This window comes from Sphingobium sp. CR28, from assembly GCF_052327305.1.
Classification (GTDB): domain Bacteria; phylum Pseudomonadota; class Alphaproteobacteria; order Sphingomonadales; family Sphingomonadaceae; genus Sphingobium.
The window spans coordinates 1,738,254-1,762,617 of record NZ_CP182486.1 but is presented as its reverse complement, the minus strand read 5'-3'; the positions used below and the strand labels follow the sequence as shown (position 1 = coordinate 1,762,617).

Annotated in this window: 26 protein-coding genes and 1 tRNA gene; 7 read left to right on the top strand and 20 right to left on the bottom strand. The window is 61.8% G+C overall.

All coding sequences use genetic code 11. From position 1 onward, the window contains the following. Together ACNAOH_RS08480 and ACNAOH_RS08475 are read left to right on the top strand one after the other, a co-directional pair. Complete coding sequence (locus ACNAOH_RS08480; protein WP_443969762.1) at nucleotides 1-2,265, top strand: TonB-dependent receptor domain-containing protein; 2,265 nt, start codon at nucleotides 1-3, stop codon at nucleotides 2,263-2,265. Beyond that, nucleotides 2,265-3,614, top strand: a complete 1,350-nt coding sequence (locus ACNAOH_RS08475) for an alkaline phosphatase family protein (RefSeq protein WP_443969761.1) — start codon at nucleotides 2,265-2,267, stop codon at nucleotides 3,612-3,614. The genes ACNAOH_RS08480 and ACNAOH_RS08475 overlap by 1 nt, the downstream gene beginning before the upstream one ends. A 3-nt stretch (nucleotides 3,615-3,617) precedes the next feature. Here ACNAOH_RS08475 and yihA read toward each other — a convergent pair whose 3' ends face one another. The 10 genes from yihA to ACNAOH_RS08425 form a co-directional block, all read right to left on the bottom strand. Next, entirely contained in the window at nucleotides 3,618-4,298 is a 681-nt protein-coding gene (gene yihA, locus ACNAOH_RS08470) for a ribosome biogenesis GTP-binding protein YihA/YsxC (RefSeq protein ID WP_443969760.1), read from the bottom strand. A gap of 1 nt (nucleotide 4,299) precedes the next feature. Further along, nucleotides 4,300-6,006 (bottom strand): membrane protein insertase YidC, encoded by a 1,707-nt coding sequence (gene yidC / locus ACNAOH_RS08465; protein ID WP_443969759.1) that lies wholly within the window; start codon nucleotides 6,004-6,006, stop codon nucleotides 4,300-4,302. Between the two features lie 41 nt (nucleotides 6,007-6,047). Further along, nucleotides 6,048-6,260 (bottom strand): membrane protein insertion efficiency factor YidD, encoded by a 213-nt coding sequence (gene yidD, locus ACNAOH_RS08460; RefSeq protein ID WP_443969758.1) that lies wholly within the window; start codon nucleotides 6,258-6,260, stop codon nucleotides 6,048-6,050. Continuing rightward, the gene (gene rnpA / locus ACNAOH_RS08455) at nucleotides 6,257-6,613 is read right to left on the bottom strand and encodes a ribonuclease P protein component (protein ID WP_443969757.1); all 357 of its coding nucleotides are present in this window, start codon (nucleotides 6,611-6,613) and stop codon (nucleotides 6,257-6,259) included. Before rnpA ends, yidD begins: the two co-directional genes overlap by 4 nt. Nucleotides 6,614-6,642: 29 nt before the next feature. Continuing rightward, nucleotides 6,643-6,777 carry a 50S ribosomal protein L34 gene (rpmH, locus tag ACNAOH_RS08450; RefSeq protein WP_443969756.1) on the bottom strand — a complete coding sequence of 45 codons (135 nt, stop codon included), beginning with the start codon at nucleotides 6,775-6,777 and terminating at the stop codon, nucleotides 6,643-6,645. Nucleotides 6,778-6,926: 149 nt separating this feature from the next. Continuing rightward, the gene (locus ACNAOH_RS08445; protein ID WP_443969755.1) at nucleotides 6,927-7,580 is read right to left on the bottom strand and encodes a glutathione S-transferase family protein; all 654 of its coding nucleotides are present in this window, start codon (nucleotides 7,578-7,580) and stop codon (nucleotides 6,927-6,929) included. Continuing rightward, nucleotides 7,577-8,068 carry a VOC family protein gene (locus tag ACNAOH_RS08440; protein WP_443969754.1) on the bottom strand — a complete coding sequence of 164 codons (492 nt, stop codon included), beginning with the start codon at nucleotides 8,066-8,068 and terminating at the stop codon, nucleotides 7,577-7,579. The genes ACNAOH_RS08445 and ACNAOH_RS08440 overlap by 4 nt, the downstream gene beginning before the upstream one ends. Nucleotides 8,069-8,089: 21 nt before the next feature. Next, nucleotides 8,090-8,857: a VOC family protein gene (locus tag ACNAOH_RS08435; RefSeq protein ID WP_443969753.1), complete on the bottom strand. Its 768-nt coding sequence runs from the start codon at nucleotides 8,855-8,857 to the stop codon at nucleotides 8,090-8,092. A 21-nt stretch (nucleotides 8,858-8,878) separates the two neighbouring features. Continuing rightward, nucleotides 8,879-9,238, bottom strand: coding sequence for a DUF1428 domain-containing protein (locus ACNAOH_RS08430; RefSeq protein WP_443969752.1), 360 nt, complete (start codon nucleotides 9,236-9,238; stop codon nucleotides 8,879-8,881). Between the two features lie 53 nt (nucleotides 9,239-9,291). Further along, a complete protein-coding gene (locus ACNAOH_RS08425; RefSeq protein WP_443969751.1) occupies nucleotides 9,292-9,711 on the bottom strand; it encodes a VOC family protein in 420 nt (139 codons plus the stop codon). 183 nt (nucleotides 9,712-9,894) lie between these two features. Here ACNAOH_RS08425 and ACNAOH_RS08420 point away from each other — a divergent pair, with 183 nt between their 5' ends. Together ACNAOH_RS08420 and ACNAOH_RS08415 are read left to right on the top strand one after the other, a co-directional pair. Continuing rightward, nucleotides 9,895-10,518 (top strand): winged helix-turn-helix transcriptional regulator, encoded by a 624-nt coding sequence (locus ACNAOH_RS08420; protein WP_443969750.1) that lies wholly within the window; start codon nucleotides 9,895-9,897, stop codon nucleotides 10,516-10,518. Between the two features lie 62 nt (nucleotides 10,519-10,580). After that, nucleotides 10,581-12,092, top strand: coding sequence for a YifB family Mg chelatase-like AAA ATPase (locus tag ACNAOH_RS08415; RefSeq protein ID WP_443969749.1), 1,512 nt, complete (start codon nucleotides 10,581-10,583; stop codon nucleotides 12,090-12,092). A gap of 15 nt (nucleotides 12,093-12,107) precedes the next feature. On the opposite strand, the gene ACNAOH_RS08410 is transcribed toward ACNAOH_RS08415, so the two are convergent. Together ACNAOH_RS08410 and ACNAOH_RS08405 are read right to left on the bottom strand one after the other, a co-directional pair. Beyond that, nucleotides 12,108-12,530 (bottom strand): bactofilin family protein, encoded by a 423-nt coding sequence (locus ACNAOH_RS08410; protein ID WP_443969748.1) that lies wholly within the window; start codon nucleotides 12,528-12,530, stop codon nucleotides 12,108-12,110. After that, complete coding sequence (locus tag ACNAOH_RS08405) at nucleotides 12,469-13,512, bottom strand: M23 family metallopeptidase (RefSeq protein ID WP_443969747.1); 1,044 nt, start codon at nucleotides 13,510-13,512, stop codon at nucleotides 12,469-12,471. Before ACNAOH_RS08405 ends, ACNAOH_RS08410 begins: the two co-directional genes overlap by 62 nt. Before the next feature lie 427 nt (nucleotides 13,513-13,939). Between ACNAOH_RS08405 and ACNAOH_RS08400 the strand changes: the two genes are divergently transcribed. Both ACNAOH_RS08400 and ACNAOH_RS08395 read left to right on the top strand, forming a co-directional pair. Beyond that, a tRNA-Ser gene (locus ACNAOH_RS08400) sits at nucleotides 13,940-14,031 on the top strand. A 174-nt stretch (nucleotides 14,032-14,205) separates the two neighbouring features. Continuing rightward, complete coding sequence (locus ACNAOH_RS08395) at nucleotides 14,206-14,355, top strand: integrase arm-type DNA-binding domain-containing protein (protein ID WP_443969746.1); 150 nt, start codon at nucleotides 14,206-14,208, stop codon at nucleotides 14,353-14,355. Nucleotides 14,356-14,463: 108 nt separating this feature from the next. Here ACNAOH_RS08395 and ACNAOH_RS08390 read toward each other — a convergent pair whose 3' ends face one another. From ACNAOH_RS08390 to ACNAOH_RS08360, 7 genes are all read right to left on the bottom strand, one after another. After that, nucleotides 14,464-15,648: a benzoate/H(+) symporter BenE family transporter gene (locus tag ACNAOH_RS08390; RefSeq protein ID WP_443969745.1), complete on the bottom strand. Its 1,185-nt coding sequence runs from the start codon at nucleotides 15,646-15,648 to the stop codon at nucleotides 14,464-14,466. 76 nt (nucleotides 15,649-15,724) lie between these two features. Further along, complete coding sequence (locus tag ACNAOH_RS08385) at nucleotides 15,725-16,522, bottom strand: alpha/beta fold hydrolase (protein ID WP_443969744.1); 798 nt, start codon at nucleotides 16,520-16,522, stop codon at nucleotides 15,725-15,727. 25 nt (nucleotides 16,523-16,547) lie between these two features. Continuing rightward, nucleotides 16,548-16,970 carry an organic hydroperoxide resistance protein gene (locus tag ACNAOH_RS08380; RefSeq protein ID WP_443969743.1) on the bottom strand — a complete coding sequence of 141 codons (423 nt, stop codon included), beginning with the start codon at nucleotides 16,968-16,970 and terminating at the stop codon, nucleotides 16,548-16,550. 277 nt (nucleotides 16,971-17,247) lie between these two features. After that, nucleotides 17,248-18,366, bottom strand: a complete 1,119-nt coding sequence (locus ACNAOH_RS08375; RefSeq protein ID WP_443969742.1) for a GAF domain-containing protein — start codon at nucleotides 18,364-18,366, stop codon at nucleotides 17,248-17,250. Nucleotides 18,367-18,498: 132 nt separating this feature from the next. Next, nucleotides 18,499-19,251: a winged helix-turn-helix domain-containing protein gene (locus ACNAOH_RS08370; RefSeq protein ID WP_443969741.1), complete on the bottom strand. Its 753-nt coding sequence runs from the start codon at nucleotides 19,249-19,251 to the stop codon at nucleotides 18,499-18,501. A 111-nt stretch (nucleotides 19,252-19,362) separates the two neighbouring features. Further along, entirely contained in the window at nucleotides 19,363-21,153 is a 1,791-nt protein-coding gene (locus tag ACNAOH_RS08365) for a GMC family oxidoreductase (protein ID WP_443969740.1), read from the bottom strand. 304 nt (nucleotides 21,154-21,457) lie between these two features. Then, nucleotides 21,458-21,886, bottom strand: a complete 429-nt coding sequence (locus ACNAOH_RS08360; RefSeq protein WP_443969739.1) for a DoxX family protein — start codon at nucleotides 21,884-21,886, stop codon at nucleotides 21,458-21,460. 458 nt (nucleotides 21,887-22,344) lie between these two features. Here ACNAOH_RS08360 and ACNAOH_RS08355 point away from each other — a divergent pair, with 458 nt between their 5' ends. Beyond that, nucleotides 22,345-22,797, top strand: coding sequence for a MarR family winged helix-turn-helix transcriptional regulator (locus ACNAOH_RS08355; RefSeq protein ID WP_443969738.1), 453 nt, complete (start codon nucleotides 22,345-22,347; stop codon nucleotides 22,795-22,797). Between the two features lie 224 nt (nucleotides 22,798-23,021). Here ACNAOH_RS08355 and ACNAOH_RS08350 read toward each other — a convergent pair whose 3' ends face one another. Next, nucleotides 23,022-24,305, bottom strand: coding sequence for a cytochrome P450 (locus tag ACNAOH_RS08350; protein ID WP_443969737.1), 1,284 nt, complete (start codon nucleotides 24,303-24,305; stop codon nucleotides 23,022-23,024). Nucleotides 24,306-24,364 lie beyond the last annotated feature (59 nt).

Here is a 24,364-nt window from a genome sequence, read left to right as displayed (position 1 = left end):
ATGCGTCGTTTCACCGCCAAGCTATTCTTGTCCGCTGCCTTTTTGCCGCTGATCGTTCCGAGCGCACATGCGCAGGCACCCGCCGAGGACGCCAATGGCGACGGTACGGAGATTCTGGTCTTTGGCCGGGGGGAGACCCGACAGGTTCAGGAGATCGGTTCCAAGGATTTCATCTCCCTGACTCCTGGCACCAATCCCCTGAAAGCCATTGAGAAGCTGCCCAGCGTCAACTTCCAGTCGGCGGATCCGTTCGGAAACTATGAATGGTCGCAGCGCGTCTCGATCCGCAGCTTCAACCAGAATCAGCTCGGATTCACGTTCGACGGCATCCCGCTGGGCGATATGAGCTATGGCAACCACAATGGCCTGCACATCACTCGTGCGATCAGTTCAGAGAATATCGGCAGCGTGCGCGTCAGCCAGGGCGCGGGATCGCTGGGCACCCAGTCCACCGGCAATCTGGGCGGCACGGTGGAGACCTTCTCGATGGACCCTGCCGATACGCTGGGCGGGCAGGGCAACCTCACTTATGGCTCGGACGAGACCTGGCGCGGTTTCGCACGGCTTAACATGGGCAGCGCGGACGGCATTCGCGGCTATGTCTCCTATGCCTATGGTTCGACCGACAAGTGGAAAGGCGCAGGCACGCAGGACCAGCATATGGTCAACGCGAAAGTCGTGGTGCCTGTCGGCGACGCGAAGATCGACGGATGGCTGAGCTATTCCGACCGGCGCGAGAACGACTATCAGGACATGTCCATGGACATGATCGACCGGCTCGGCTGGAAGTGGGACAACACATTCCCCGATTATGCCCGTGCTGTGCGCTATGCCGATATCGGCAACAATCGCGGGGAAACAGGCGGCCCGGTCTCAAATCCGGCGGCCGGCACGGTCTATCCTGACAATGTCACCTCGGTGTGGGACGCCTATTATGATGCGGCCGGTCTCCGCAAGGACTGGTTGGGCGCGGTCGGCATCGCCACGCCCCTGGGCGAACAGGCCAATTTGAAGCTGAGAACCTATTATCACAACAATAAGGGCATGGGGCTCTGGGCGACGCCGTCCGTGCCCAGCCCGACTGGCTCGCCTCTGTCGATCCGAACGACTGAATATGAGATGGACCGCGTTGGTGTGTTCGGCAGTGTCGATTTTACCGTCGGCGCGCAGACGCTTGAGGCCGGCGCATGGTACGAGAACAACAAGTTCGATCAGGCACGGCGCTTCTATGCATTCGCGAGCCGGGCCGAGCCGGGGGTCAGCTTCCGCGACTACCCGAAGAACCCCTTCTTCACGCAGTGGGCCTTCGACTTCACCACTGATACGTTCCAATATTATGTTCGGGACAAGATCGATCTCGGCATGGTGACGCTGAATGTCGGCTGGAAAGGCTTCAAGGTCACGAACGAGGCCGAGGCGGTTGTGTCCAGCAGCTTCCCCGAGGGCAAGATCAAGGCGGAGGACTGGCTCCAGCCTCATGCCGGTTTTGCTGTCGAGCTCTCCCGGGAGGCGGAGATCTTCGGCGGCTTCACGCAGGTCACCAAGGCTTTCGCGAGCGCGACCACCAGCGGACCGTTTTCGACCAGTCAGGCGGGCTTCGATCAGATCCGCGACGACCTCAAGCCCGAGGCGTCCGACACCTATGAGCTGGGCCTGCGCTACCACACGCCAGTCTTCAACGGCACGCTCGGCGCCTATCTGGTGAACTTCCGCAATCGTCTGCTGGCCGTGCAGGTCGGCAGCCCGATCCTCGGTCTTGCCTCGGCCCTGCAGAATGTTGGCAAGGTGCGCGCCGTCGGTATCGAGGCGGCTGGCGACCTTCGGCTGGGCGGCGGCTTCGGCCTGTTCGCTTCCTATAGCTATACGGACGCCAGCTATCGGAACGATGTGTTCAACAGCTCGGATGGTAAGCTGGTTGCCGCCATCAAGGGTAAGACAGTGGTGGACAGCCCCAAGCACATGCTGCGCGGCGAGTTGAACTATGACCAAGGTCCGATTTTCGGCCGGATCGGCGCCAACTACATGTCGAAGCGCTACTATAGCTACACCAACGACGTATCGGTGGATGGCCGGGTGATCGTGGACGCCTCGGTCGGCTATCGCTTCACCGACAAGATCGAGCTGCAGGTCAACGCCACCAACCTGTTCGACAAGAAGTATATCGGGACGATCGGTTCGGGCGGCTTTGGCAATAGCGGCGATGCGCAGACACTGCTGATCGGCGCGCCGCAGCAGGTCTTCGCGACGATCAAGGTCGGCTTCTGATGAAGCGCCTGCCGCTGTTGGCATCTCTGATCTTCGCCGCGGCTCCGGTCGCGGCGGGGGCGGAGCCGGTACTGCTCATCTCGATCGACGGACTACGCCCGCTCGATGTGATCGAGGCGGAGAAGCGCGGGCTCAAGGTGCCCAATCTCCGGCGCTTCCTCACTGAAGGAAGCTATGCGCGCGGTGTGGTCGGGGTGCTGCCCACGCTCACTTATCCCAGCCACGCTACGCTTGTGACTGGTGCTGCTCCCGCGCGCCATGGCATCGTCTCCAATACGACGTTCGATCCCACGCAGATGAACCACGACGGCTGGTTCTGGTATGCGTCCGACTACAAGCGCGAGACGCTGTGGGGCGTGGCGGCGAAGGCCGGTATCCGGACGGCGAATGTCCACTGGCCGGTCAGCGTCGGCGCACAGGGCATCACGTATAATATGCCCCAGATCTGGCGCACGGGCCATGCCGACGACGCCAAGCTCATCGATGCGCTGGCGACACCGGGGCTCAAGTCGCGGCTGGAACGTGAAGTCGGCCAGCCCTATGCGGCCGGAATCGATGAGAGCATCGTCGCTGATGAGAATCGCGCGCGTTTCGCCGCGCAGCTTATCGCAGACGAAAAGCCGGAATTTATGACCGTGTATTTCGCGTCCCTCGATCATGAGGAGCACGCCTACGGGCCCGGTTCGCCCGAAGCGAAAGCCATATTGGAGCGGATCGATGCGCTGGTCGGGAAGCTGGTCGCTGCCGAACTGGCGGCGCGGCCGGATGCTGCCGTTGCCGTGGTGAGTGACCACGGTTTCGTCCCGATCGACAACGCGCTCAATATTTATGGCGCTTTCATCGAAGCCGGACTGGTCACTGTCGGCGCGGATGGCAAGATCGCAAGTTGGGAAGCGGTGCCCTGGGCCTCGGGCGGATCGGCGGCGATCATGCTGGCACGGCCGGCCGACAAGGCGCTGCAGACGCGCGTTCTTGCGGTGCTGGACAAGCTAAAGGCCGATCCGGCCAACGGAATCGAGCGGATCGTAGAGCAAGCGGAGATCGCCACGATGGGCGGCAATCCGGAAGCCAGCTTCTACGTCAGCCTCAAGCCCGGAATGGCGACCGGCGGCTTCTACGGCAAGGACGTGCCGCTCCGGTTTCCGCCACCGTACAAGGGCATGCACGGTTATTTCCCGAACAGCCCGGCGTTGCATGCCAGCCTGCTGGTCATGGGCAAAGGGGTCGCCAAGGGGCGGGATCTGGGCGTGATCGATATGCGGGCAATTGCGCCGACACTCGCGGCACTGCTGGGCACCTCGCTGCCACAAGCCGAGGTGAAGCCTCTGGACGTGCAGCCGTCCAGATAGCGATCAGGCGAGCGCTTCGATCACCGCCGCGCGCAGCTCTGGCAAGCCCATGCCCTTCTCGCTGGAGGTCGCGATGATCTCCGGATAGGCCGCCGTTCGTCCCCGCGCTTCGGCAAGCGTCGCTGTGCGCACCGCGTCCAATTCGCTCGCCTTCACCTTGTCTGCCTTCGTGAGAACCAGACGGTAGCCAACCGCCGCCTCGTCCAGCATGTCGAGCAAGGTGCGGTCCACGTCCTTGATGCCGTGCCGGCTATCGATGAGGACCAGCGCCCGCTTGAGCACGGCGCGCCCGCGCAGATAGTCGTTCACCAGAAAGCGCCACTGCTTTGCAACATCCTTGGGTGCCTTGGCATAGCCATAGCCGGGCATATCGACGAGGCGGAAGAGCGGCGGCGTGAGGGCGCCGTTCTCAAGCTCCGTCACGCCCACGTCGAAAAAGTTGAGCTCCTGCGTGCGGCCGGGCGTGTTGGACGTGCGCGCGATGCCGTTGCGGTTGGTCAGCGCGTTGATGAGCGAGGACTTGCCGACATTGGAGCGGCCAGCAAAGGCCACTTCTGACACGATCGGATCGGGCAGGAATTTGAGCCCCGGAGCGCTCTTGAGAAAGCCGATCGGCCCGGCAAAGATGCGCCGGGCCTCCTCGATCGCTTCCGCGCGCTGCGCCTCTTCGGCGGGATCGCTCACGTCACTTCGCCGCCGCCTGTTGGCTCAGCACCGGATGGCTCCGGTAAAGCCACCATTGTTGGGCGATGGTGAGGAGGTTGGATGTGCACCAGTAGATGAGCAGGCCCGCGGCAAACGGCGCCATGACGAACATCATCATCCACGGCATGATCGCGAACACCTGCTTCTGCATGTCGTCCATCGGCGTGGGATTCAGCTTGAACTGCAGCCACATGGTGATGCCAAGCAGGATGGCCAGCACGCCGATGCCCAGGAAGGAGGGCGGCGTGAAGGGCAGCAGACCGAACAGGTTGAGGATGTGCAAGGGATCTGGCGCGGACAGGTCGCGGATCCACAGCACGAAGGGCTGGTGGCGCATGTCCACGACGAGCATCAGCACCTTGTAGAGCGCGAAGAAGACCGGAATCTGCAGGAAGATGGGAAGACAGCCGGCAAGCGGATTGATCTTCTCCTTCTTGTAGAGCTCCATGATCTCCTGCTGCTGCTTCAGCTTGTCGTCCTTGTGCTTCTCCTGGATCGCTTTCATTTTCGGCTGCACTGCGCGCATTGCCGCCATGGAGGCGAACTGACGCTGGGCGATCGGGAACATGATGCCACGCACGATGAAGGTGAGGCAGATGATCGCGACGCCGAAATTGCCGATCATGCGGAACAGCCAGTCGAGCAGATAGAAAATCGGCTTCTCGAACCAGCGGAACCAGCCCCAGTCGATCGCGCGATCGAACAGCTGGACGCCGCCCTGGTCGGTATAAGCTTCGAGCAGCTTGGCTTCCTTGGCACCGACGAAGAGCCGGCTGGTCGTGGTGACCGACTTGCCCGGCGCCAGAATGACCGGCGCGTAGCTCATGTCGGCCTGATAGCGCTGGCCCGAACTCGCGCGGAACTGTGCGTCAACCGGACGATCCTGCGCGGGGATGAGCGCGGCGTGCCAGTAATGATCCGTAAAGCCGATCCAGCCGCCGGTCGTGCCGAAGCGCTCGGGCGTGCCGGCATCAAGATCCTTGAAATTGATGCTGTAATTAGCGGCGCCGTTGAACACACCGATCGGGCCGGTGTGGATCGTCCATGTGGACGCATCTTTCGAGACGCCATTGCGGGAGAGAAGTCCGAAGGGGCGGGCAGCGACCGTTCCGTTGCCGACATTCTCGACCGTCTGATCGACACTGAGCATATAATTCTCGTCGACGGAGACGCGCATCACGAAGCGCTGGCCCGCGCCATTGTCCCAGCGAAGCGTCACCGGCGCGCCGGGCTTCAGGACGGATTTGTCAGCGGTCCAGACGCTATTGCCGTCCGGCGCCTTCAGGCCCTCGCCCGACCAGCCGAAGCCAGCGAAATAGGCGTCGCTCGTGCCTGCGGGCGAGAAGAGTCGCACAGGTGGCGAATCCTTTGCCACCGTTTCGCGGTAGTCCGGCAGCACGATATCATCGATGCGGGCGCCCTTGAGAGCAATCGACCCCTTGAGACGCGGCGTATCAATGACGACGCGAGGGCTGTCCTTCAGCACGACCGCGCGGTCGCGGATCGCGGCGGGCGAATGGGCAGTCGGGTCCGCAGCCGGATTGGGCACGGCCACTTCCTTGCCGGCCTCGATCTTGGTGGCGGGCGGATTTGCCGTGGGGAAAAAGCGGTTGGCGATGTAGGGCCAGCCAAAGAGGATGGCGACGGTCAGCAAAGCCGCCAGCACGAGGTTACGCTTGTCGTTCACTTATCGTCGCTTCCCGCTAATCATGCCTCTGGCAGTCACTGTCATGGAACCGGGTCGAAGCCCGATCCGCCCCATGGGTGGCAGCGCAATAGCCGTTTGATTGCCAGCCAGCCACCCTTGATCGCGCCATATTTTTGCACCGCGCCGATCGCATAGGCCGAGCAGCTTGGATGATAGCGACAGCTGGGGGGCAGAACGCGACTTGGCCCGAGTTGCCAGCCGCGCGCGATGAGGATCATCAGCCGCGCGATCATGACGCATTGGCACTTTTCGGCGTGTCGGGCCGGGCCTTTGCCGCAATCCGGGCCAGCGCCTTGGCAAGTTCGGTGCGAAGCGCGTCGAAATCGCGCTCGATACCGCCTTCGCGGCCGATCAGGACATGGTCCGCACCGGATATACCCTGAGCAGGCAACAACTCTCGCGCTAGTGCCCGAAAACGCCGCTTCATCCGGTTGCGGACGACTGCGCCGCCGATCTTCTTGGTGACGGTGATGCCGATTCGAATCGCCTGATCGCCATCGCGGCGATCGCGCACGAGCAGGACAAAGCCTGGCATGGGCTGACGCAGGCCGCGATTGGCGGCCAGATAATCAGCGCGCCGGGTCATTTGACCCAAAGCGCGCGAAGAGGTGTCGCTCAGGCCGAGAGGCTCTTGCGGCCGCGAGCGCGACGGGCGCGCAGCACCTTGCGGCCGGCCGCCGTCGCCATGCGGGCGCGGAAGCCGTGACGGCGCTTGCGAACAAGGTTGCTCGGCTGGAAAGTCCGCTTCATCGTTCATTCCTCAATAAATCTGCGAATCGCCGCTGCAAGCGAACGACAAAAAGGGCCGCCCGATGAGGCGGCCGCTCCACGCGCCGCCCGATAGGCAAGGGGACAGGAAATGTCAATTGCCTCGCCCCGGAGAACTTTGGATATGAGGGTCAGTCCCGTTCAGGCGCGCCCGGCGGGAAATAGCCCCTGTAGGGCCGGGCGCTCTCGATGCACCGCGAGACCGACGGCCGAGCATTCAGCCGCGCGCGATAGGCGCGTAGATTGACATGGCTTTCCGGAATTTCGCGCACCCAGTCGGCATAGAAGAGCGATGGCGCGGCAGCGCAGTCCGCCAGCGAAAAGTCCATGCCGCTGGCCCACTCCTGGTCTGCCAGCCGCTCGTCCAGCCAGGCGTAGATGGTATCGAGGTCTGCCTGCGCTTTGGCCACTATATTAGCGTCAGGTGCGTCGGGCGTCTGCATATGTGCCCGCACGATCGCGTTCATTGGCGTCATTACATGATTGTCGAAGATGCGGTCCATGAAGCGCACGTCCAGCGCTGCCGTTGAATCGGCGGGCAGCATCGGCGCCTGGTCGGGGTGGCGCAGGTCCAGAAACTCGATGATCGTCGTGGATTCGATCACCGGCGCGCCATCGGCAACGAGCACCGGAAATTTGCCGAGCGGCCAGAGCCGGCGCAGCGCCGTCATGGCGGCCGGGTCCTCCACGATCTTCACGGCGAAAGGCACGCCCTTCTCGTGGAGCGCGATCAGCACCTTCCAGCAATAGGACGAGAAGGGGTGTGCATAGAGAGTGTAACTCATGCAGATGTCTTGCCTTCCGCCGCGCGCTCGATCCCCGCGATGTCGATCTTGCGCATGGTCATCATCGCCTGCATCACGCGGCGCGCGACGTCGGGATCGGGATCGGCCATGAGCTCGGTGAGGCGTCTCGGCACGATCTGCCAGTTCATGCCCCACTTGTCCTTGCACCAGCTGCAGGCGCTCTCCGCGCCGCCGTTTGAGACGATCGCCTCCCACAGCCTGTCGGTCTCTGCCTGATCCTCGGTGTGTATCTGTATGCTCACCGCCTCGTTGAACTTAAAATTCGGGCCGCCGTTAAGGCCGATGAAGCTCTGCCCGGCCAGTATGAATTCAACCACCAGTTCGCCGCCCTCTTTCATGGAGGGATTATCGGCCGGCGACTTGAGCGCAGTCACGATATGGCTGTCCGGCAGCAGCGTCACATAGAACTCCGCCGCCTCGCGGGCCGCGCCGTCATACCACAGGCATGTGGTGAGCTTGTTGGTCATGCGTCCTCTCCGCTTTGATGCTCAGCCCCGGCCCACCAGCGCGAAAGTCGCGCCCTGTGGATCGCTGCCGATGATGATATGGTCGCCGCCTGGCACTTCCATCGGTCCCATCATGATCGCCCCGCCATGGGCCTTCACCGCCTCGACTGCGGCCGGGATGGACGGAACGCGGAAATAATAGAGCCAGATCGCGGGCCGGTCTTTCTGCTCCACCGTCGCGCCGATGCGCTCGTCTCCGGAAAGGAGGAAGCGGTACTCGCCCATTTCGCCCATCGGCAACGAGTCGGGATTGGTCCAGCCGAACAGGCCTTCGTAAAAGGCGTGTGCGCCTTTCTGATCCGGCGTGGAGAGCTCGTTCCAGGCGCAGTGACCCGGCGCATCCGAAGAGAAGGCCGTGCTCGCCTCATCCGAGAAACCGCGCATGACATAGAAGGGGGCGCCCTGCGGGTCCGTGACCATCGCAAAGCGGCCGACATCGGGGATATCGCGCGGTTCGATCAGGATCTTGCCGCCCTCCCATTTTAACGCCGCGACCGTCGCATCGACATCCTCCACGCCGATATACCCAAGCCACACCGGCCGCGCGCCGCCCCTGGCCATCTCCTCATCGATCTGCATTGCGCCGCCGATCATGGCGTCGGGCGCCGATATCATCCGATAGTCCATGCCGGGCATGTCGGACTGCCCCGTCACCGTCCAGCCGACAACGGGCTCGTAGAACGCCCTTGCCGCCTCGATATCGCTGGTCATGAGTTCGTACCAAATGAAGGCGCCGTGCCGGTCGCTCACTGTCGGATCTCCTTGCGGGGGTCAGTTGGCCGAGTGGTCGAGGATGACGGAGAAGCCACCATAAATCATCCGGGCACCGGCCATCGGGTTGTCCTCAGGCGGCTTCATGCGCTCGTCTTCCATCAGCTTACCCCACGCGGAGTCCCGCGTCGCCTTGTCCGGCCATTCGATCCATGAGAAGACCACGTCCTCGCCCGCTTCCGCGATCACGGCGGTGCGCATGTCGTTCGTTTTTCCCGGCTGAATGTCGTCGTTCCAGGCTTCGACAACGCGGATCGCGCCATATTCAACGAAGAGCGGGGCCGCCTTCTTCGCCATTTCGATATAGGCGTCCTTCTTCCCCGGCAGCACCGGGCACATGAAACCGTCGATATAGCTCATGGCAAAACTCCTTCTTCGTCAGGGGTAAAATCGGCCTGCTGCGGCAAGGATGGTCAGCCGGCCACCGGTATCTCTGCCTCACCGGAGGCGAAGGATGGGTCCATCCAGAAGGGCTCCCACAGATGACCGTCGAGGTCGGCAAAGCTGCGGCTCATCATGAAGCCGTGGTCCTGCGCCGGATTGATGTCGGCCGTGCCGCCATTTTGACCAGCGGTGTCGGCCATCGCGACCACTGCCTCGCGACTCTCGAGGGAAAGCGCGAGCATCACTTCACTGGCTGCACTGTCCGGGATCGGACGGCTGGTGAAGATCCCCCACTTCTCATGCGTGAGCAGCATCACGAAGATGGCCTCTGACCAGACCATGCAGGCGCCGGTCTCATCAGTGAAGCGGGGCTCGTTCACGAAACCGAGCGCGGTGTAAAATCGCATCGCGGCTTTGAGATCGCGTACCGGCAAGTTCACAAAGATCATGCGTGTCGTCATTGGATGTGTCCTCACCTGATCGACCGCAGCGTCGCGACTCGACATTGCGGAAACTGGCTTAGAGAGTTATATTTAGCAACTATGAAGTTAGAAAAAGAAACTAACAGGTCTGCTTCTGCGACGAAACGCCAGTTTGATGATGCCTGCGGACTCGCCCACGGCCTCGATCTGGTGGGCGAACGCTGGGCGCTGCTGGTTGTCCGTGAGCTTTTGCTGGGTCCGCGTCGCTTCTCGGATCTGCGCGCCGCGCTGCCGGGCCTTAGTGCGAATGTGCTGACCCAGCGCCTCACCGAGATGGAAGCGCGCCACATCATCGAGCGCTTGCGCTTGCCCCCGCCCGCCAATGTCCAGCTCTATGGGCTCACATCATGGGGGCGGGAAGCCGAGCCGATGGTGCTCGCCATGGCGAAATGGGCCTATCGCTCCCCAGCGCATAACCGCATGTTGCCGCTCACTGGTGTGGCGATGCTGCTCTCGTTCAAGATAAACCTCGATGTGATCAAAGCAGGCGATATTCGTCTGTCCTTGGGCTTCGATATTGGTGGCATTCCCTATCGTGCATGGCTGGTCGACGGCGTCTTTCATGCGACCGCGGGAGAAGCGGATGCGCCCGACCTCAGCTATAGCGGTACCGCGCGCGGTCTCGCTGCGCGCTTCTACGGCAAAGTCCCGCTATCCGAACTCACGCGCGCCGGAGTTCTCACGGGGAAAGGCGATGCTGCCCTGGAGTCGCAGTTCGTCTCGCTCTTCGAACTGCCGCCACGCTTCGAGCCACTGGAAAAAACCTCCGCTTAAGCCCTCGACTTACGCGTGTTCAGCCCATATCCGGGACGGGGAACAAAAAGGGGGCGTACCAAGTGATCGCGACTGTCCAGACTGTCGCCTTTCTGGGGCTTGAGGCGCGCGCGGTCGAGGTGCAATGTCAGCTCGTCGCGGGCCTGCCGAACTTCATTGTCGTCGGCCTTGCGGACAAGGCCGTGGCGGAGAGTCGGGAGCGCGTCCGTAACGCGATTGCCGCGATTGGCCTCACGCTTCCGCCCAAGCGGATTACCGTCAATCTCTCGCCCGCCGACCTGCCCAAGGAAGGGTCGCATTATGATCTGCCCATCGCGCTCGCTCTGCTTGCCGCAATGGGCGTGACGGACGCGGAAGGGCTGGCCGAGCATCTCGTCGTGGGGGAACTGGGCCTCGACGGGCGGATCGCGCCCGTGCCCGGTGTGCTGCTCGCGGCGATCAGTGCCGCCGAGCGGGATCTCGCGCTCATTTGCCCCGCCGCGCAGGGAGCGGAAGCCGCATGGGCAGGGCGCAGCGCGGTCACGGCAGCACCGGACCTGCTCACGCTGCTCAATCATCTGAAGGGCAATGGCCGCATTGCACTACCCGAGCCGGCGACGGCTGAAACGCCGGTCGGCGGTCCGGATTTGCGGCAAGTGCGCGGGCAGGAGACTGCGAAACGCGCGCTAGAGATCGCAGCGGCAGGGGGCCACAACCTCCTGATGGCGGGGCCGCCGGGTTCAGGCAAATCGCTGATGGCGAGTTGTCTGCCGGGCATCTTGCCACCCTTGACGCCCGCTGAGGCACTGGAAGTCTCCATGGTCGCCTCGGTGGCCGGCACGCTGAACGGCGGACGCATCACTCAGGCGCGTCCTTATCGTGCTCCGCACCACAGCGCCTCCATGGCAGCGCTGGTCGGTGGGGGGCTGCGGGTGAAGCCCGGCGAAGTCAGCCTGGCGCATCTGGGCGTGCTTTTTCTCGACGAGTTGCCCGAGTTCCAACGCGCTGTGCTGGACAGTCTGCGCCAGCCGCTCGAAACCGGCACAGTGAGCGTCGCGCGGGCCAATGCACATGTCACGTTTCCAGCGCGCGTCCAGCTGATCGCCGCCATGAACCCGTGCCGTTGCGGCCATCTGGGCGATCCGTCGCTGGCCTGCACGCGCGCACCCCGTTGCGCGGCGGACTATCAGGCAAAGGTTTCCGGGCCGCTGCTTGACCGGATCGATCTGCACGTAGACGTGGCGGCAGTTAGTGCTGCCGATCTGGTATTGCCGCCTGCTGCCGAGGGATCGGCCGACGTCGCGGCTCGGGTCGCCGCCGCCAGAGCGGTGCAGACCGGGCGCTCGGCGGCGCTGGATGGGGCACGCACCAATGCCGAACTGGAAGGAAGCGCGCTGGATGCCGTCGCGACGCCCGACGAACCCGGTCGCCTGCTGCTGGCCGACGCTGCGGCCGCGATGAAGCTTTCCGCGCGCGGTTATACGCGGGTGCTGCGCGTGGCGCGCACGATCGCGGATCTGGCCGGAGCAGAGAGCGTGGGGCGCGTCCATGTCGCCGAGGCCCTCAGCTATCGGCGTCGGCCTCCGGTGAATTAGAACTGGCCGTTGCCCTCAGCCAGCGTCGCTTACCAGCTTCAGCTCGCCGGCCTGAACTGCGGGGTCGGTCATGGGGGAGAAGCGCCCATCAATTTGGCCACCCGGCGCGATGGTGATCGTCTCGTAGCTTACGTCGCCGACGATGCGCGCGCCGGCTTCCACTACGAGATCATGAGCGACGATGCCGCCTTCCACGACTCCCGCTATACGCGCGCTCTTCGCTTCCACCTGGCCTATGATGCGACTTTCCGGCCCCTGAACGAGGGCAGCGCACTGAACATTGCCCTCCACCCGGCCATCGACGTGAAGGTCAACGCTTGCCTTGATGTCGCCCCGGATGGCGACATCGCTACCAATGATCGAAAAATGGCTGCGCTTACCGCCCGTTGCCACCGATGGCGTGCCGCCGCTGCGCGACTTGCTGGACTTCGAGAACATCCTGACGAGCCTCCAGGAACGGGCGCGGATTGACTGCCGCGCCGTTGATGCGAACCTCAAAATGCAAGTGCGTGCCAGTGGATCGGCCGGTCGAGCCCATCCGGGCAATGGTTTGCCCGCGCGCGACGCGATCGCCCGGACGGGCGACGAAACGTGAGAGATGCGCGTAGCGCGTCATGATGCCGTTGCCGTGCTCCACCTCGACGACATTGCCGTAGCCGCTGCGCGTACCCACGAAGCTGATGCGACCGTCTGCTGCGGCCTCGATCGGCTGCCCGTAGCGCCCCGGAAAGTCGATGCCGGCATGGAAGGCGGCGAGGCCGTTGAAGGGATCGCGGCGATAGCCGTACGAACTGGTTTCCATGGGAGCCTGTGTGGGGCGGCCCGAAGGCAGTGCCGCAAAACCCGCCTGCAACGCGCTGAGGCGGGCCAGCGTGGCAGAGAGATCCCGCAGACTCGGTTCCTGCGCCATTTGACCCCGTGCTGGAATGAATGGGCCGCCCATGGCCTGGGTGCGCTGAGTGATCTGCGAGGGATTGACGCCAAGCCCGCGAATGGCGCGCTCGATACGCCGAATGCGGTCCTGGGCAGAAGCGAGGAGGTTCGCCTCGAATGCCTGCTGGCGCGATGCCATGATGTGCAGTCGCTGGGCGGCAGGCGTCGCCGCGCTGATCTTTCCGGGAGCCTTACCGGTTGCCGCCTTTTGCGACTTCAGATCGGCCCCAAGCTCCCCGTCCTTGGCTGCGCCAAGATGTTCGGCCACGAGTCGGTCCAGCGCATCCTGTCGTGCTTCGATATCGCGGGCGACCTTGTCCACCGAGTTACGATAGGCGTTGACCTGTGCCTGCTGGCGCGCAACCTGAGAACTATGCTTCGCGAGCGCGGAACGCTCCGTGACAAGACTGGCCTGCGACCAGACCATGGAGAGGGTGAGGCCCAGCCATAGCAGCGCCACGCCAACCACAAGGGCGAACGCAGTCAACTGAGCGCCCGTGGAAATCCGCAGAAAGCGGACGCTTCCGTGGGTACGCAGAATGATTTCACGCGGCGGCATCCACTCCTGGAGTCGAGAAGTGACCCGGCGCGCGGTATTGCTTGTTGAAGCCACCCGCTTGCTCGTTATTGCCTTATGATTTCGCGGGCCAGCTACCAACTTGGAGGCGGACAAGCGAATCCACCGGGTCGATCGCGCGACGAGTCGGACGCACTAAACGACGAGTCGAAACAGAGTCTTGTTCTGTTCCCGAAATGACTGTGATCGTTCGGAGTAGATGGCGTTTTGCTCCTCGCTGGCGAGTCGCGCCTGCAATAATGAAGCTGACGAGATGCGGCTGCGAGCGACATGCGACAGCCAGGCCGCGCGTGACGCGTTGACAGCATTCTTCGCCTTCCCTAGGGCATGCGCCATCGGAGACGTGGGTGAGTGGCTGAAACCAGCGGTTTGCTAAACCGTCGAGCCCTGAATGGGGCTCCCCGGGTTCGAATCCCGGCGTCTCCGCCAGCCTTCCATTCAGCACAGTTCGCGATTGGCCATAAAATGGCCGATAATCAGGGATTTATGGGTATCGCGCGTGCTTACGTTCGCGTCTGTTCGGCTATATCCGCGCTTGAGGGTGGGGATGCGTGTGGGGCCAGGACTTACTTGAGAGCGTGGCTGGAGCTATATTTCCCGGCCATGGGCAAGCTCACAGCGATGCAGGTGAAGAACCTTACCGAGCCGGGACGCTATTCCGACGGTGATGGATTGATCCTCGATATCGGCAAGAGTGGCCGGACAAGCTGGATTCTGCGCGACGTATTGAGGTCGAAGACCGCGCAAGTCTAAGCGGTGGCACCCACGGCGTATTCGGTTTTAACGTTGGTATAGCTGGCGACGAGGTCCAGGCCGGTTGGCATCATCTATCACCCTTTCGATGTGGTGACGTCTGACGAGCTAAGCAGTCTCCGTATCGGTGGGCTGACGATGCAGAAGGCGTGCGACCGCCATTGCTGTAACACCTGCCACCACTCCCCAAAAAGCCGACCCAAGGCCGAAGAGCGTCAGGCCGGATGCCGTAACGACAAATGTTAGGATGCTGGCATCATGATTCTCCATGGACGACATCATCGCTTCGAGTGCGCCTGTGAGCGCTGGTATAAGTGCGATACCAGTGAGTACCGCCAGCGTAGTTTGCGGAAGCGCTAGGAAGTATCGGACAAGCACCGGCGAGAATGTCGCCAAAAGCAGATAGAGAGCGGCATAAATCAGGCCGACACGCCAACGGGCGGCTTTGTCCGGGTCGGCGTCGGGGCTTGTGCAAAGCGCGGCGGTAATTGCCGCCAGGTTGATCGAATGTGCACCAAAGGGCGCCATCGCTACGCTCGCCAGCCCGGTTCCGACCAATAATGGAGTTGGCTTTGGCGAATAGCCGGCCAAGCGCAGCACTGCGATGCCGGGCAAGTTCTGCGAGACAAGTGTGACGACGAAGAGTGGGACCGCGAGGCTCAGGGCCGCTCCCGCGTCAATATGGATCGCCGAGATTGTGAGCGAGCCGAAGACGTCTCCTGGCGGGCGGATGCCAAGCCTTCCGCGCACAAGTGTCGCTGCCACCCCCATGCCAAGGACGAGAAGGAGTGACCACAGTGGCGCTCGCTGCCGTGCTACTATGAACGCCGCCGTCAGGAGCAGCACGAGGAGGGGATCGAAGGTCGCCTGCCGGAACGCATCAAGCGCGAACGGCAGCAATACGCCTGCCAACATTGCGGATGCGACCGCAGCCGGAATGGAACTGGCGAGCCTTGCAAGTGCCGGAACGGCTCCGAAGGCGACCGCGATCAGGCCGGCTGTGAGAAATGCGCCGCAGGCCGTCGCCCACGACATCGACGGAGCGGTTAACAGTAACGCTGCCCCTGGTGTCGACCAGGCCAACACGACCGGAATGCGAAACCTTATGGACAGGGAGGCGCCAGCGACGGCTATGCCAAGGCATAGTGCGGTTACTGCCGAAGCAATTTGCCCGACGCTCGCTCCCATATGTCCAAACGCCTGGACAATGAGTGCGATCGTGCCCCCAAAGCCCACGGCCGCGGCGACAAGCGCAGATGTCCATGAAGCTGGGGGTGGAAGCCTGGTCCGCATCCTCGTTCCCTTGTAACAAGAAACACCCGGGGGCGGACCTGTGGCTCCGCCCCCTTTTCTACTGGGATCCGCTCGCTCAGCGGGCCGTGGCAGCCGCCTCATGAGCAGCGCGGTCGATCACCTCCGCCACGACTTTTGGCTGTGTCATGAAGACGGCATGGCTCGCCTTCACATCCGTCACCCTGGCGCCAATCCGAGTGGCCATGGCGCGCAGCATCCGCTGGTCGAACGCCTTGTCATCGGTTGCGATGACCGCCCAGCTTGGCCGCGACCGCCACGCCGCGTTGTTCAACTTCACGCTGAAGGCGGACATGTTGATCGGCACTTGTGAGTCCCGAAGGAAGCCCGCGTCAGCGTCCGAAGCGTCGGCAGCGAAACCAGCCTTGAACTTGTCCGCGTCTATATAGCCGTAGCCGTCGCTCGTTGTCTTGAGCACGAATTCAGGCGGCGTCGTATAGCCGTCATATTGCTGGGCGGTCGTTTCGCCTGCATCCGGGGACAGTGCCGATACGTAAACCAAGCCCGTGACATTTGGATGGACGCCTGCCTCGGTGATGACGGTCCCGCCCCAGCTATGCCCGACAAGGATCGTCGGTCCGCTTTGCTGGTCCAGCGCCCGCTTGGTGGCTGCCACGTCATCTGCGAGCGAAGTTAGTGGATTCTGCACCACGGTCACGCGGTAGCCACGCTTCTTCAGATTTTCGTAGACCGCGCGCCAACCCGATCCATCTGCGAACGCGCCATGAACGAGGACGACGTTCTTTGCGGGGCCAGCTTGGCGGACATGCTGGGCGTTGGCGCTTTCGCTCAGACTGACACTAGTGAAGCCGAGGACAGCGGCCGCGACGGAAAGCTTGATGAACTTACTGGACATTTCAAATCTCCTCTTTGGCTTGATTTCAGGCGATGATCAGTCGAACGGCGATGCCCTCGCGGGCGAGGTGCGAGTAAGGGCAAACAATGTGAGCTTCGTCCACCAGTTCGGTCGCTGTCTCCTGGTTCATGCCAGGGATGGTTACGGTCAGCCCGACCTGCAGCCCGAATCCGCCACCATCGGCGCGCGATCCGATACCGACGACCGCCTGCACCTCTATATTGTCGGCCAGGGTCAACTTGCGGCGGCCAGCGACGAAACGCAGTGTGCTGAGAAAGCACGCAGCGTAGCCGCATGCAAAGAGCTGTTCCGGGTTCGTACCCTCACCACCGGGACCGCCGAGTTCCCTCGGGGTGACCAGCGGAAGCGAAAGCGTACCGTCGTCAATGCTTGCGCGGCCAGTTCGTCCCCCGGTAGCGGTAGCGGATGTAGTATAAAGCAGGCTCATAACCGACCTCCTGTTTAGTATCGTGATAATGTTTATCGCGATATATGTTATGGATGTCCAGCCCTTTTTTGGGTTGATCGGTCCCGTGCCCAATAATCGGGGAAATCACGCACGTTCAGGAATGCGATTCCATCGAGCGACCCTCTTGTCGAGCGCGAAAGGTTGACGATCGAGCGTCGCATTTACCCCGCTTCCGCCCGAGGCGGATCACGCGCCTATCTGAAGGTGGACATTAATCTTTACCGCGCATTATCGCGGTGAAGGGAGATTTCCGTCGCTACGCGACCGCTGCACGACCCCGGTTGGCTTCACCACGAGCGAAGCGCGCCACCGCTGGTTTCCGATCCAGTGTCCGCAGGCGAAGTTCGTCCGATGCGACGGCCGCAAGCTCGGAGATGATGCGCCGCTCGCGGTCTTGGAGTTTACGCGGAATCTGATCGATCACGCACAACGACCCGACCACGAACCCGTCTGGATCGAGGACCGGAGCGCCCGCATAAAAGCGAAACTTCGGTTCTCCTGCGACCGCAGGGTTGTCCGCAAACCGAGGGTCGGTGGAGAGGTCCTCTATAGCGAACACTTCCTTTTGCATGATCGTGTGATTGCAGAACGCCCAGCTTCGCGGCGTCTCCGTGAGATTAAGCCCAACGCGCGATTTGAACCACTGGCGTGAAGCCGTGAGGAGGGTCAACAGCGAGATCGGCGTATTAAGCATCTGCGAAGCGAGCCAGGTCAGACGGTCGAAGGCATCCTCAGGCTCGGTATCGACCAAGCCCGCCCGCTCCAGCGCAAGCAAGCGCTGCCCCTCATTGAGCGCAACCGGTATACCCTCCTCGATCTCTGCGTTCGCGCTTGCGTCTTCTTTGAAGGACGCCGTGACCTTGGTGAGCGCCTCCTCAGGCGTGGCCACGTTTTCAACCCGACCGGATGCCTCGGTCGACCCGGCAGCGGACCCGACGGCTATGATGCGGCTCCCGGACAGCGATGGGTTAGCCGATAAGCTGTGTAGGAGGGGGGCACGATCCGCGCCTTCTCCCTCAGCGTCAACAAGCACAGCTAACGGGCGCATCGATCCGATTGCGACAAGCGCCGCGAGCACGTCTTCGAAGACTTCAAGCACGATGCCGCTCGCTGGCTTAAAAATCTGTTGGTATCGCTGCAGGCGCACGCTCGACCCAATGGCGACGACGATAGCTGAGACATTGACCTCCGTCTTCGCTTCCGGTTGCTCGACGATGGACATCACGTCGGAGCGGTAAACGCGTCGGTGGCCCCCGGGAGTCTTCCAAGAGGGGATGGTTCCGGCCTCGATCAACAGTTGCGCGGTCCGTGTCGAGACGCCGAGCAGTTTGGCGGTCTCGGCGGTTGTAAGTATGTCCTTCTCGGTTCTGGTCATCCCGATTTCCTATCAGTGCTTTCAAGGAATGACCAACCTCTCGTGCGGCGTGCGGGCCTGGACTCATTCAAATGTGCCGGGTTCTTGTACGCGGCCTTTGGGGCGGGTTTCGTCCAGCCCGTCCGTGCCTGATCAATAGAGAGTCTCGACTTCCGCATCGAGCCGATAGCCGAAACTGCGTTCAGTCCTGATAAGTTCACGTTTGCGTGAATCGCCGACTAATTTGCGCCGCAACCGCAGGACCTGCACGTCAATACTTCGGTCGTATATATCGTCGTGCGCGCGCGTTGCCCGCATGAGATGTAGGCGTGAGAGCGTCCGGCCCGGCGCTTCGAGAAGTGCACAAAGTAGCGCGTATTCGCTGCGTGTCAGAACGACCGACGTTCCCGAAGGGCAGATAAGGGCCCGGGTTGCATGCTGCAATTCCCAGCCAGCGAACCGGTAACCTCCCCGTGACGGCTGTGGCGCGAGCCGCCCCAGTTCCTGCCTACGAAGGACTGCCCGGGCACGGGCGAGGAGTTCGTGTAGATTGAGGCTTCCGGTCATGAAGTCATCGGCGCCCATTTCCAGGCTGAGGACACCTTGCACGCCATCGTCCACACCTTCTCGGTACATGATAAGCGGCACATGCGAGCGCGATCGAATCTGCCGCAAGACGTCCAGGGCATTACCGAATCCGGAGCGTGCGCTAAGGGCGACAAGGCTGAGCTGCCGGCACTGGACGTGACGAGCGATCTGGCTTTGACCAGTTCCGACTGCGGCCCACTGATTGTCGACGAAGTGGGACACAATGGATGCGCGCCGTCGGGTGTCCTCATCGATGATGAGGGCGCGGCCGATCGGTGAGGGCGCAGCAATATCTGCGCTGAGGAAAAGGTCGCTCATGGAGAAATTCCGTCTTGCCTCCCTCGGCGTGGAGGGGTGTTACAGGCGACCGCGCTTGACAGCGCGGTCACCTGATATCCGCTCGTGGCCCTGGGACAACCGCGAAACGCGTTAGGCGCCGTGGGCGAAAAGGATTGCCTCCGCTGCACGTTCACCAATTATCGCGCAGGGTGCCTGGGTGTTACCGGTCGTGACGCGGGGCATGACTGAACCGTCGGCAATGCGGAGGCCGTCGACCCCGTAAACGCGCAGTGACCCGTCGACGACCGACATGTCATCACGCCCCATCTTGGCGGTACATGTCTGGTGCCAGTAGGTTACCGCCGCATCCCGGATATAATTGCGCATGGCTTCGCCCTTCAGGTTTCCAGGCATCGCTTCGCGCTTCACCAGCGGACGGAAGGCCGCCGCGTTGCCAAGATCGCGACAGAGCTCAACACAGGCCACAGCCGCCTCTACATCGGCGCGGTCAGATAACATGTTCGCGTCGATCTGAAGTCGCGCAAGCGGATCGGAGCTACGGAGACGAAGCCGTCCGCGACTGTGCGGCTGAGCCAATCCAGCGAACATCGTCCAGCCATTCTCTGGAACGCCCAATGCGGCGGTACGGTCGCTCGGAACCGGGAACTCAACCTGGCAGAATAGGAGGTCCGGGGCCTCCAGATCGGGACGGCTCTTCCAGTAGAGCTTGGCCTCACTGCCGCTGTTACGCGGAGCGATCGGCTCCTTATACTCCCAGGTGCAGCCGAACGACACATGATCCTGCAGGTTCGCGCCGACACCGGGCAGATGCTGGAGTACAGGCAAGTCAAACCGGTTCAATTCGGCCTGATCACCAATCCCGGAATGCATAAGCACCTTGGGGGTCTGGATCGCGCCCAGCGAAAGTATGACCTCGTGACGAGTTGAAATGGTACGGATCCCGCCGCGGTTGGCGATCTCGACACCGGTCGCCCGCCGACCGTCGAAAATCACGCGCAGGACCGTGGTTTCCGTCAGGACAGTCAAGTTTGGTCGGTCGAGCCAAGGGCGGATATAGGCCTGAAAGAGAGAGTGACGGCGGCCGTCACGGATCAGAGTATCGGTGATGGACGCGCCACCTGCGCCCTCCATCATGCGGCCATTCGGGTTTTCGAAGGTTGGGATGCCCAGTTCGCTCGCCGCATCGAGCATGGCCAACGCCACAGGGCTTGGATTGGCGGCGGGCTGGACCCAGACAGGACCGCCGCTCCCGCGATACTGCGGATCAGGTTCTCCCTGCCAGTTCTCGATTCGGCGGTACGTGTCGAGCACGTTTGCGTAGCTCCAGCGCTGATCGTCCGCCTCCGCGGCGAAGAAGTCCCAGTCGTTCTTATGACCGCGCGCCCAAACGGTTACATTCACGCTTGAGCCCCCGCCAAGCACCTTGCCCATCGACATGGCCAGTTCACGACCATTGAGGTGGGGATTAGGATCGGCAACGAAACCCCAGTCGCGCTCGCTGCTGAGGTTCACTGGCCACTGGGCGGGGTCCATGACCTGTTCGACCGCGTCGCTGCCGCCAGCCTCGATGAGAAGCACCTGTACGCCTTCCTGCTCGGCAAGCCGTCGGGCGACGACGGAGCCAGATGAGCCCGCCCCGCACACGATGAAGTCATATGCCGGCTGCAGGTCGGCCGTGAGCCGAGCCTGGTTCTCATTGGCGCGGCGCTCAAAGTCCGCATCATATTCGTTCGAGTGTGTCATTTGCTGCTCCATCACGTCCTGCTCGAACTTCGTCCTTCCCCGAGGGCGCAAGCCATTGGTCGCAGCGCCGAGGGAAAGCGCGCGGTTGGCCTTGCCCACTCGGGGAAACCGTTCCCTGCCACGTCCGACCGGCAGGGTATCGGGACGGCGCGAATGGGCACGGAGCGTCCGACTCAAGTCGGTCGCCGTCATTTACGTATCAATTATATCAATTTAGCAATACCATCAAATAAAGATGATGAAATATTTTTGTCCGTTCTCGGCGCGGCTCATGCAACGGCGTGACCTGCCCGGCCTGAAAATATGCTCCATCCCCTTCGATGACCGGCCCCCATGTCCTGTTTTCAACGAGGACGTGCCATGACGAAGGTCGCCAAAGGTTCCTTGTCTGTTTCCGGTTCAACTTAGCCGGCTGTAACAAGCAGCCCGGAGATCTCGGCGGGCGTCATCGCCTATGCGGGGTCAACTAGGTCTCTCTCGGTCAACCTTGCGTAGCGACGCTCGTTGCACCGACATGGGCGGAGAGCATGGTTGCAAGCATTAGCCCACCGATCATCCCGACATGCTCGATCGCCACATGGAGGGCGATGGTGCGAAACGGTTCCTCCGCAATTGCCCAGAAGTGATGGACGAGAAGGATCGTCAGTCCGGTGAACAGACTAAGCGCCGCGGCGCCCAGCCACGCGCCGCGGTTGAGGACGATCAACACAGATCCTATGAGCTGAGTGGCGATGGTAGCGAGGTTGAACGCTATAGCGGGCTGTAGCCCGGCATGTGCCATCTCCGCGACTCCGTCCTCGAAGTTGATCAGCTTTGCAAGACCGCTTGTCCAGAACGGCAGGGTGACGAGCACCCTAGCCACAAAAGCGGCCGCTGGTCGGCGAAGTAACGAGGAGATGGTGTCGTACATGCTCAATCTTTCGACAGGACCCGGGCGCTCATGGCGAGCCGATTTGCTGATCTCCCGTCGCAGCGCGCGCCTGCGATGGATCTCTTCTGCCATCTCTAATGTTGCGGCTGAGGGATGATGCGCGAATGCACAGAGCGCGAAGTGCTCGAGAATTTCCGCAACAAACGATCGGCTAGCATCAGCAGGGGAAGCTTGCGTCGGCATGCTAGCCTGGTCGCCGGACTGAGCGACGAAAAGACTACCACCCAACCTCGCAGGCTACGAATGCAATCAAAGATTGCGATTGCTGTTGCCGGTCCCGGCACTGCTGCCGCCCCGTCGCAACGCTTGTCGACCTTGCAACCGTGATCATTCTTGGCGGCCCAAGTTTGCCTCCATTCTAAAGGCCAACACCACCTTGAACCGAGAAAGATTATCGCGATATGATTTTCTCGTGTGAAAGGTCGAGGCGACGACGAATGGTAGGAAAATCAGAAGGCCCTGTGCCGTTGAATGATCAGCTTTGCTACGCGGTCTATTCCGCCGGCATAGCGATACAGCGCCTCTACAAACCGCTGCTCGACGAGCTTGGATTGACCTACCCGCAGTATCTGGTGCTGAATGTTTTGTGGGCATCGGACGGTCAGACCGTTGGCACGATCGCCGAGAGCCTGGCTCTTGAATCCAGTACGTTGACGCCGCTTTTGAAGCGGCTTGAGACCGCTGGTCTGGTAACCCGGACGCGCAATCCTGAAAACGAACGGCAGGTGCTGATCGCTCTGACGTCGAAAGGACGCGATCTCCGATCGCGGGCCGGCTGCCTTGGCAACGCTTTACTCACGGCGTCCGGCGAATCCCCAGCGGAGCTGGGAGAGCTTAACGGCCGCATGCGGCACCTCGGGGACGCGCTCTACAGACATATCGACCGCTGAATTGGAGTCGGCGATCCCGAGGCGTCAGGACGGTTGCAGCCAGAAAGTTCATCGTTGCATATGAAATGGCGCACCGGTCCAAGAAGACCGGTGCGCCCCGACCGAGTCTGTTGACCTCTGTGGTCGAGCCCGTCGCTACTCCTGCGAAGGACGGGCCAGAGGAGGTTGGCTAAGGATCGCCACAGTCTCGTTGATGACAGTCCGACGGTGCCTGGTTACCTTTGTCATGAACGATCACGATATCGTTCGGCTATGCTGACCTTCAATGCGGGATAGCCATGGATGAAGGTTGAGCGGGTGCGCTCCGGCTCCTGCAAAACTTCAATGCGCGGGAACCGTTTTAGTATCTCTTCCCACAAGGTCCGGATTTGCAGATCCGCGAGCCGGGCACCGACGCATCGATGGATGCCAACGCCCAGCGCAAGATGGCGTCGCGCGTTGGGGCGATCGATCATGAACTGGTCGGCCCTTTCAAACACGTCCTCGTCGCGGTTGCCAGACAAGTACCACAGGACGACCTTATCGCCCTTTGCGATCCTTTGCCCCTTCAACACAGTGTCGCAGGTTGCAGTGCGGCGCATATGTAAGGCGGGCGTCTGCCAGCGCAGGATTTCCGGTGTCAGGTTCCCGATAAGTGCCAAGTCGTTGCGCAGCTTCTTCAGTTCCGAAGGGAAGCGATCGAACGCCACCACGCTACCTGTGATGCTATTGCGTGTGGTGTCGTTCCCGCCGACGATCAGTAGCAGAATATTTCCATGTAATTCGGAACGCGGCATGTTTCGGGTCGCCGGTTGGGTGGCGAGCATGGAAATCAGATCCGCATCGGCAGGTGAACGCCGCCGCTCCTCCCAGATATCGTCGAATGCGTCGAAACACTCCTTCATCACGCGCAGCTTGTCCGCGATCGTTGGAAATGCCTCCGTGCCTACCATTGCCACCATCGCTTCCGACCAACGGATCAGGTCGCGCGACCGTTCCTGTGGGAAGCCCAGCAGCAAAGCGAGCGTACGCGCCGTTAGCTCGATCGACACGCGGTCCACCCAGTCGAACGGCTCGCCGATCGGCAATCCCTCCAGGATTTCGATCGACCAGGCCCGGATCGGTCCGGCCAGAACCTCCATACGCTCGGGTGAGAAAGCCGGGGCAATCACGCGCCGTTGTTGCGTATGGCGCGGGGGATCCATCGATATGAAGGCGGGCAGGAAGTCTGGTTCGTTGGGGTGTGACGCGATCGTGACGCCCCCATTCGCCAGCTCAGATGAATAGGTCGCGGTATCGAGCTCGACCGCCTCGATATCCTCATGTTTGGTGATGGACCAATAGGGGCCGAACATGCTGTCCGCACAATAGTGAACAGGCGCTTCCTTGCGCAGTCGTTCAAAGTAGCGGGAAGCAATTCCGGCTTGGAACAGCTCGGCTTGTGCAACATTGATTCGTTCTATTGGAAGTTGACCTAATTCTTCAGAATATTCGGAGGACTCGATTATCCGAGATGTGCTGGTGTCCATCGGAAACTCCTTCAAAAATGGAGTTCCAGAAGCCTCGGATTGGACTACCTATTTATTGC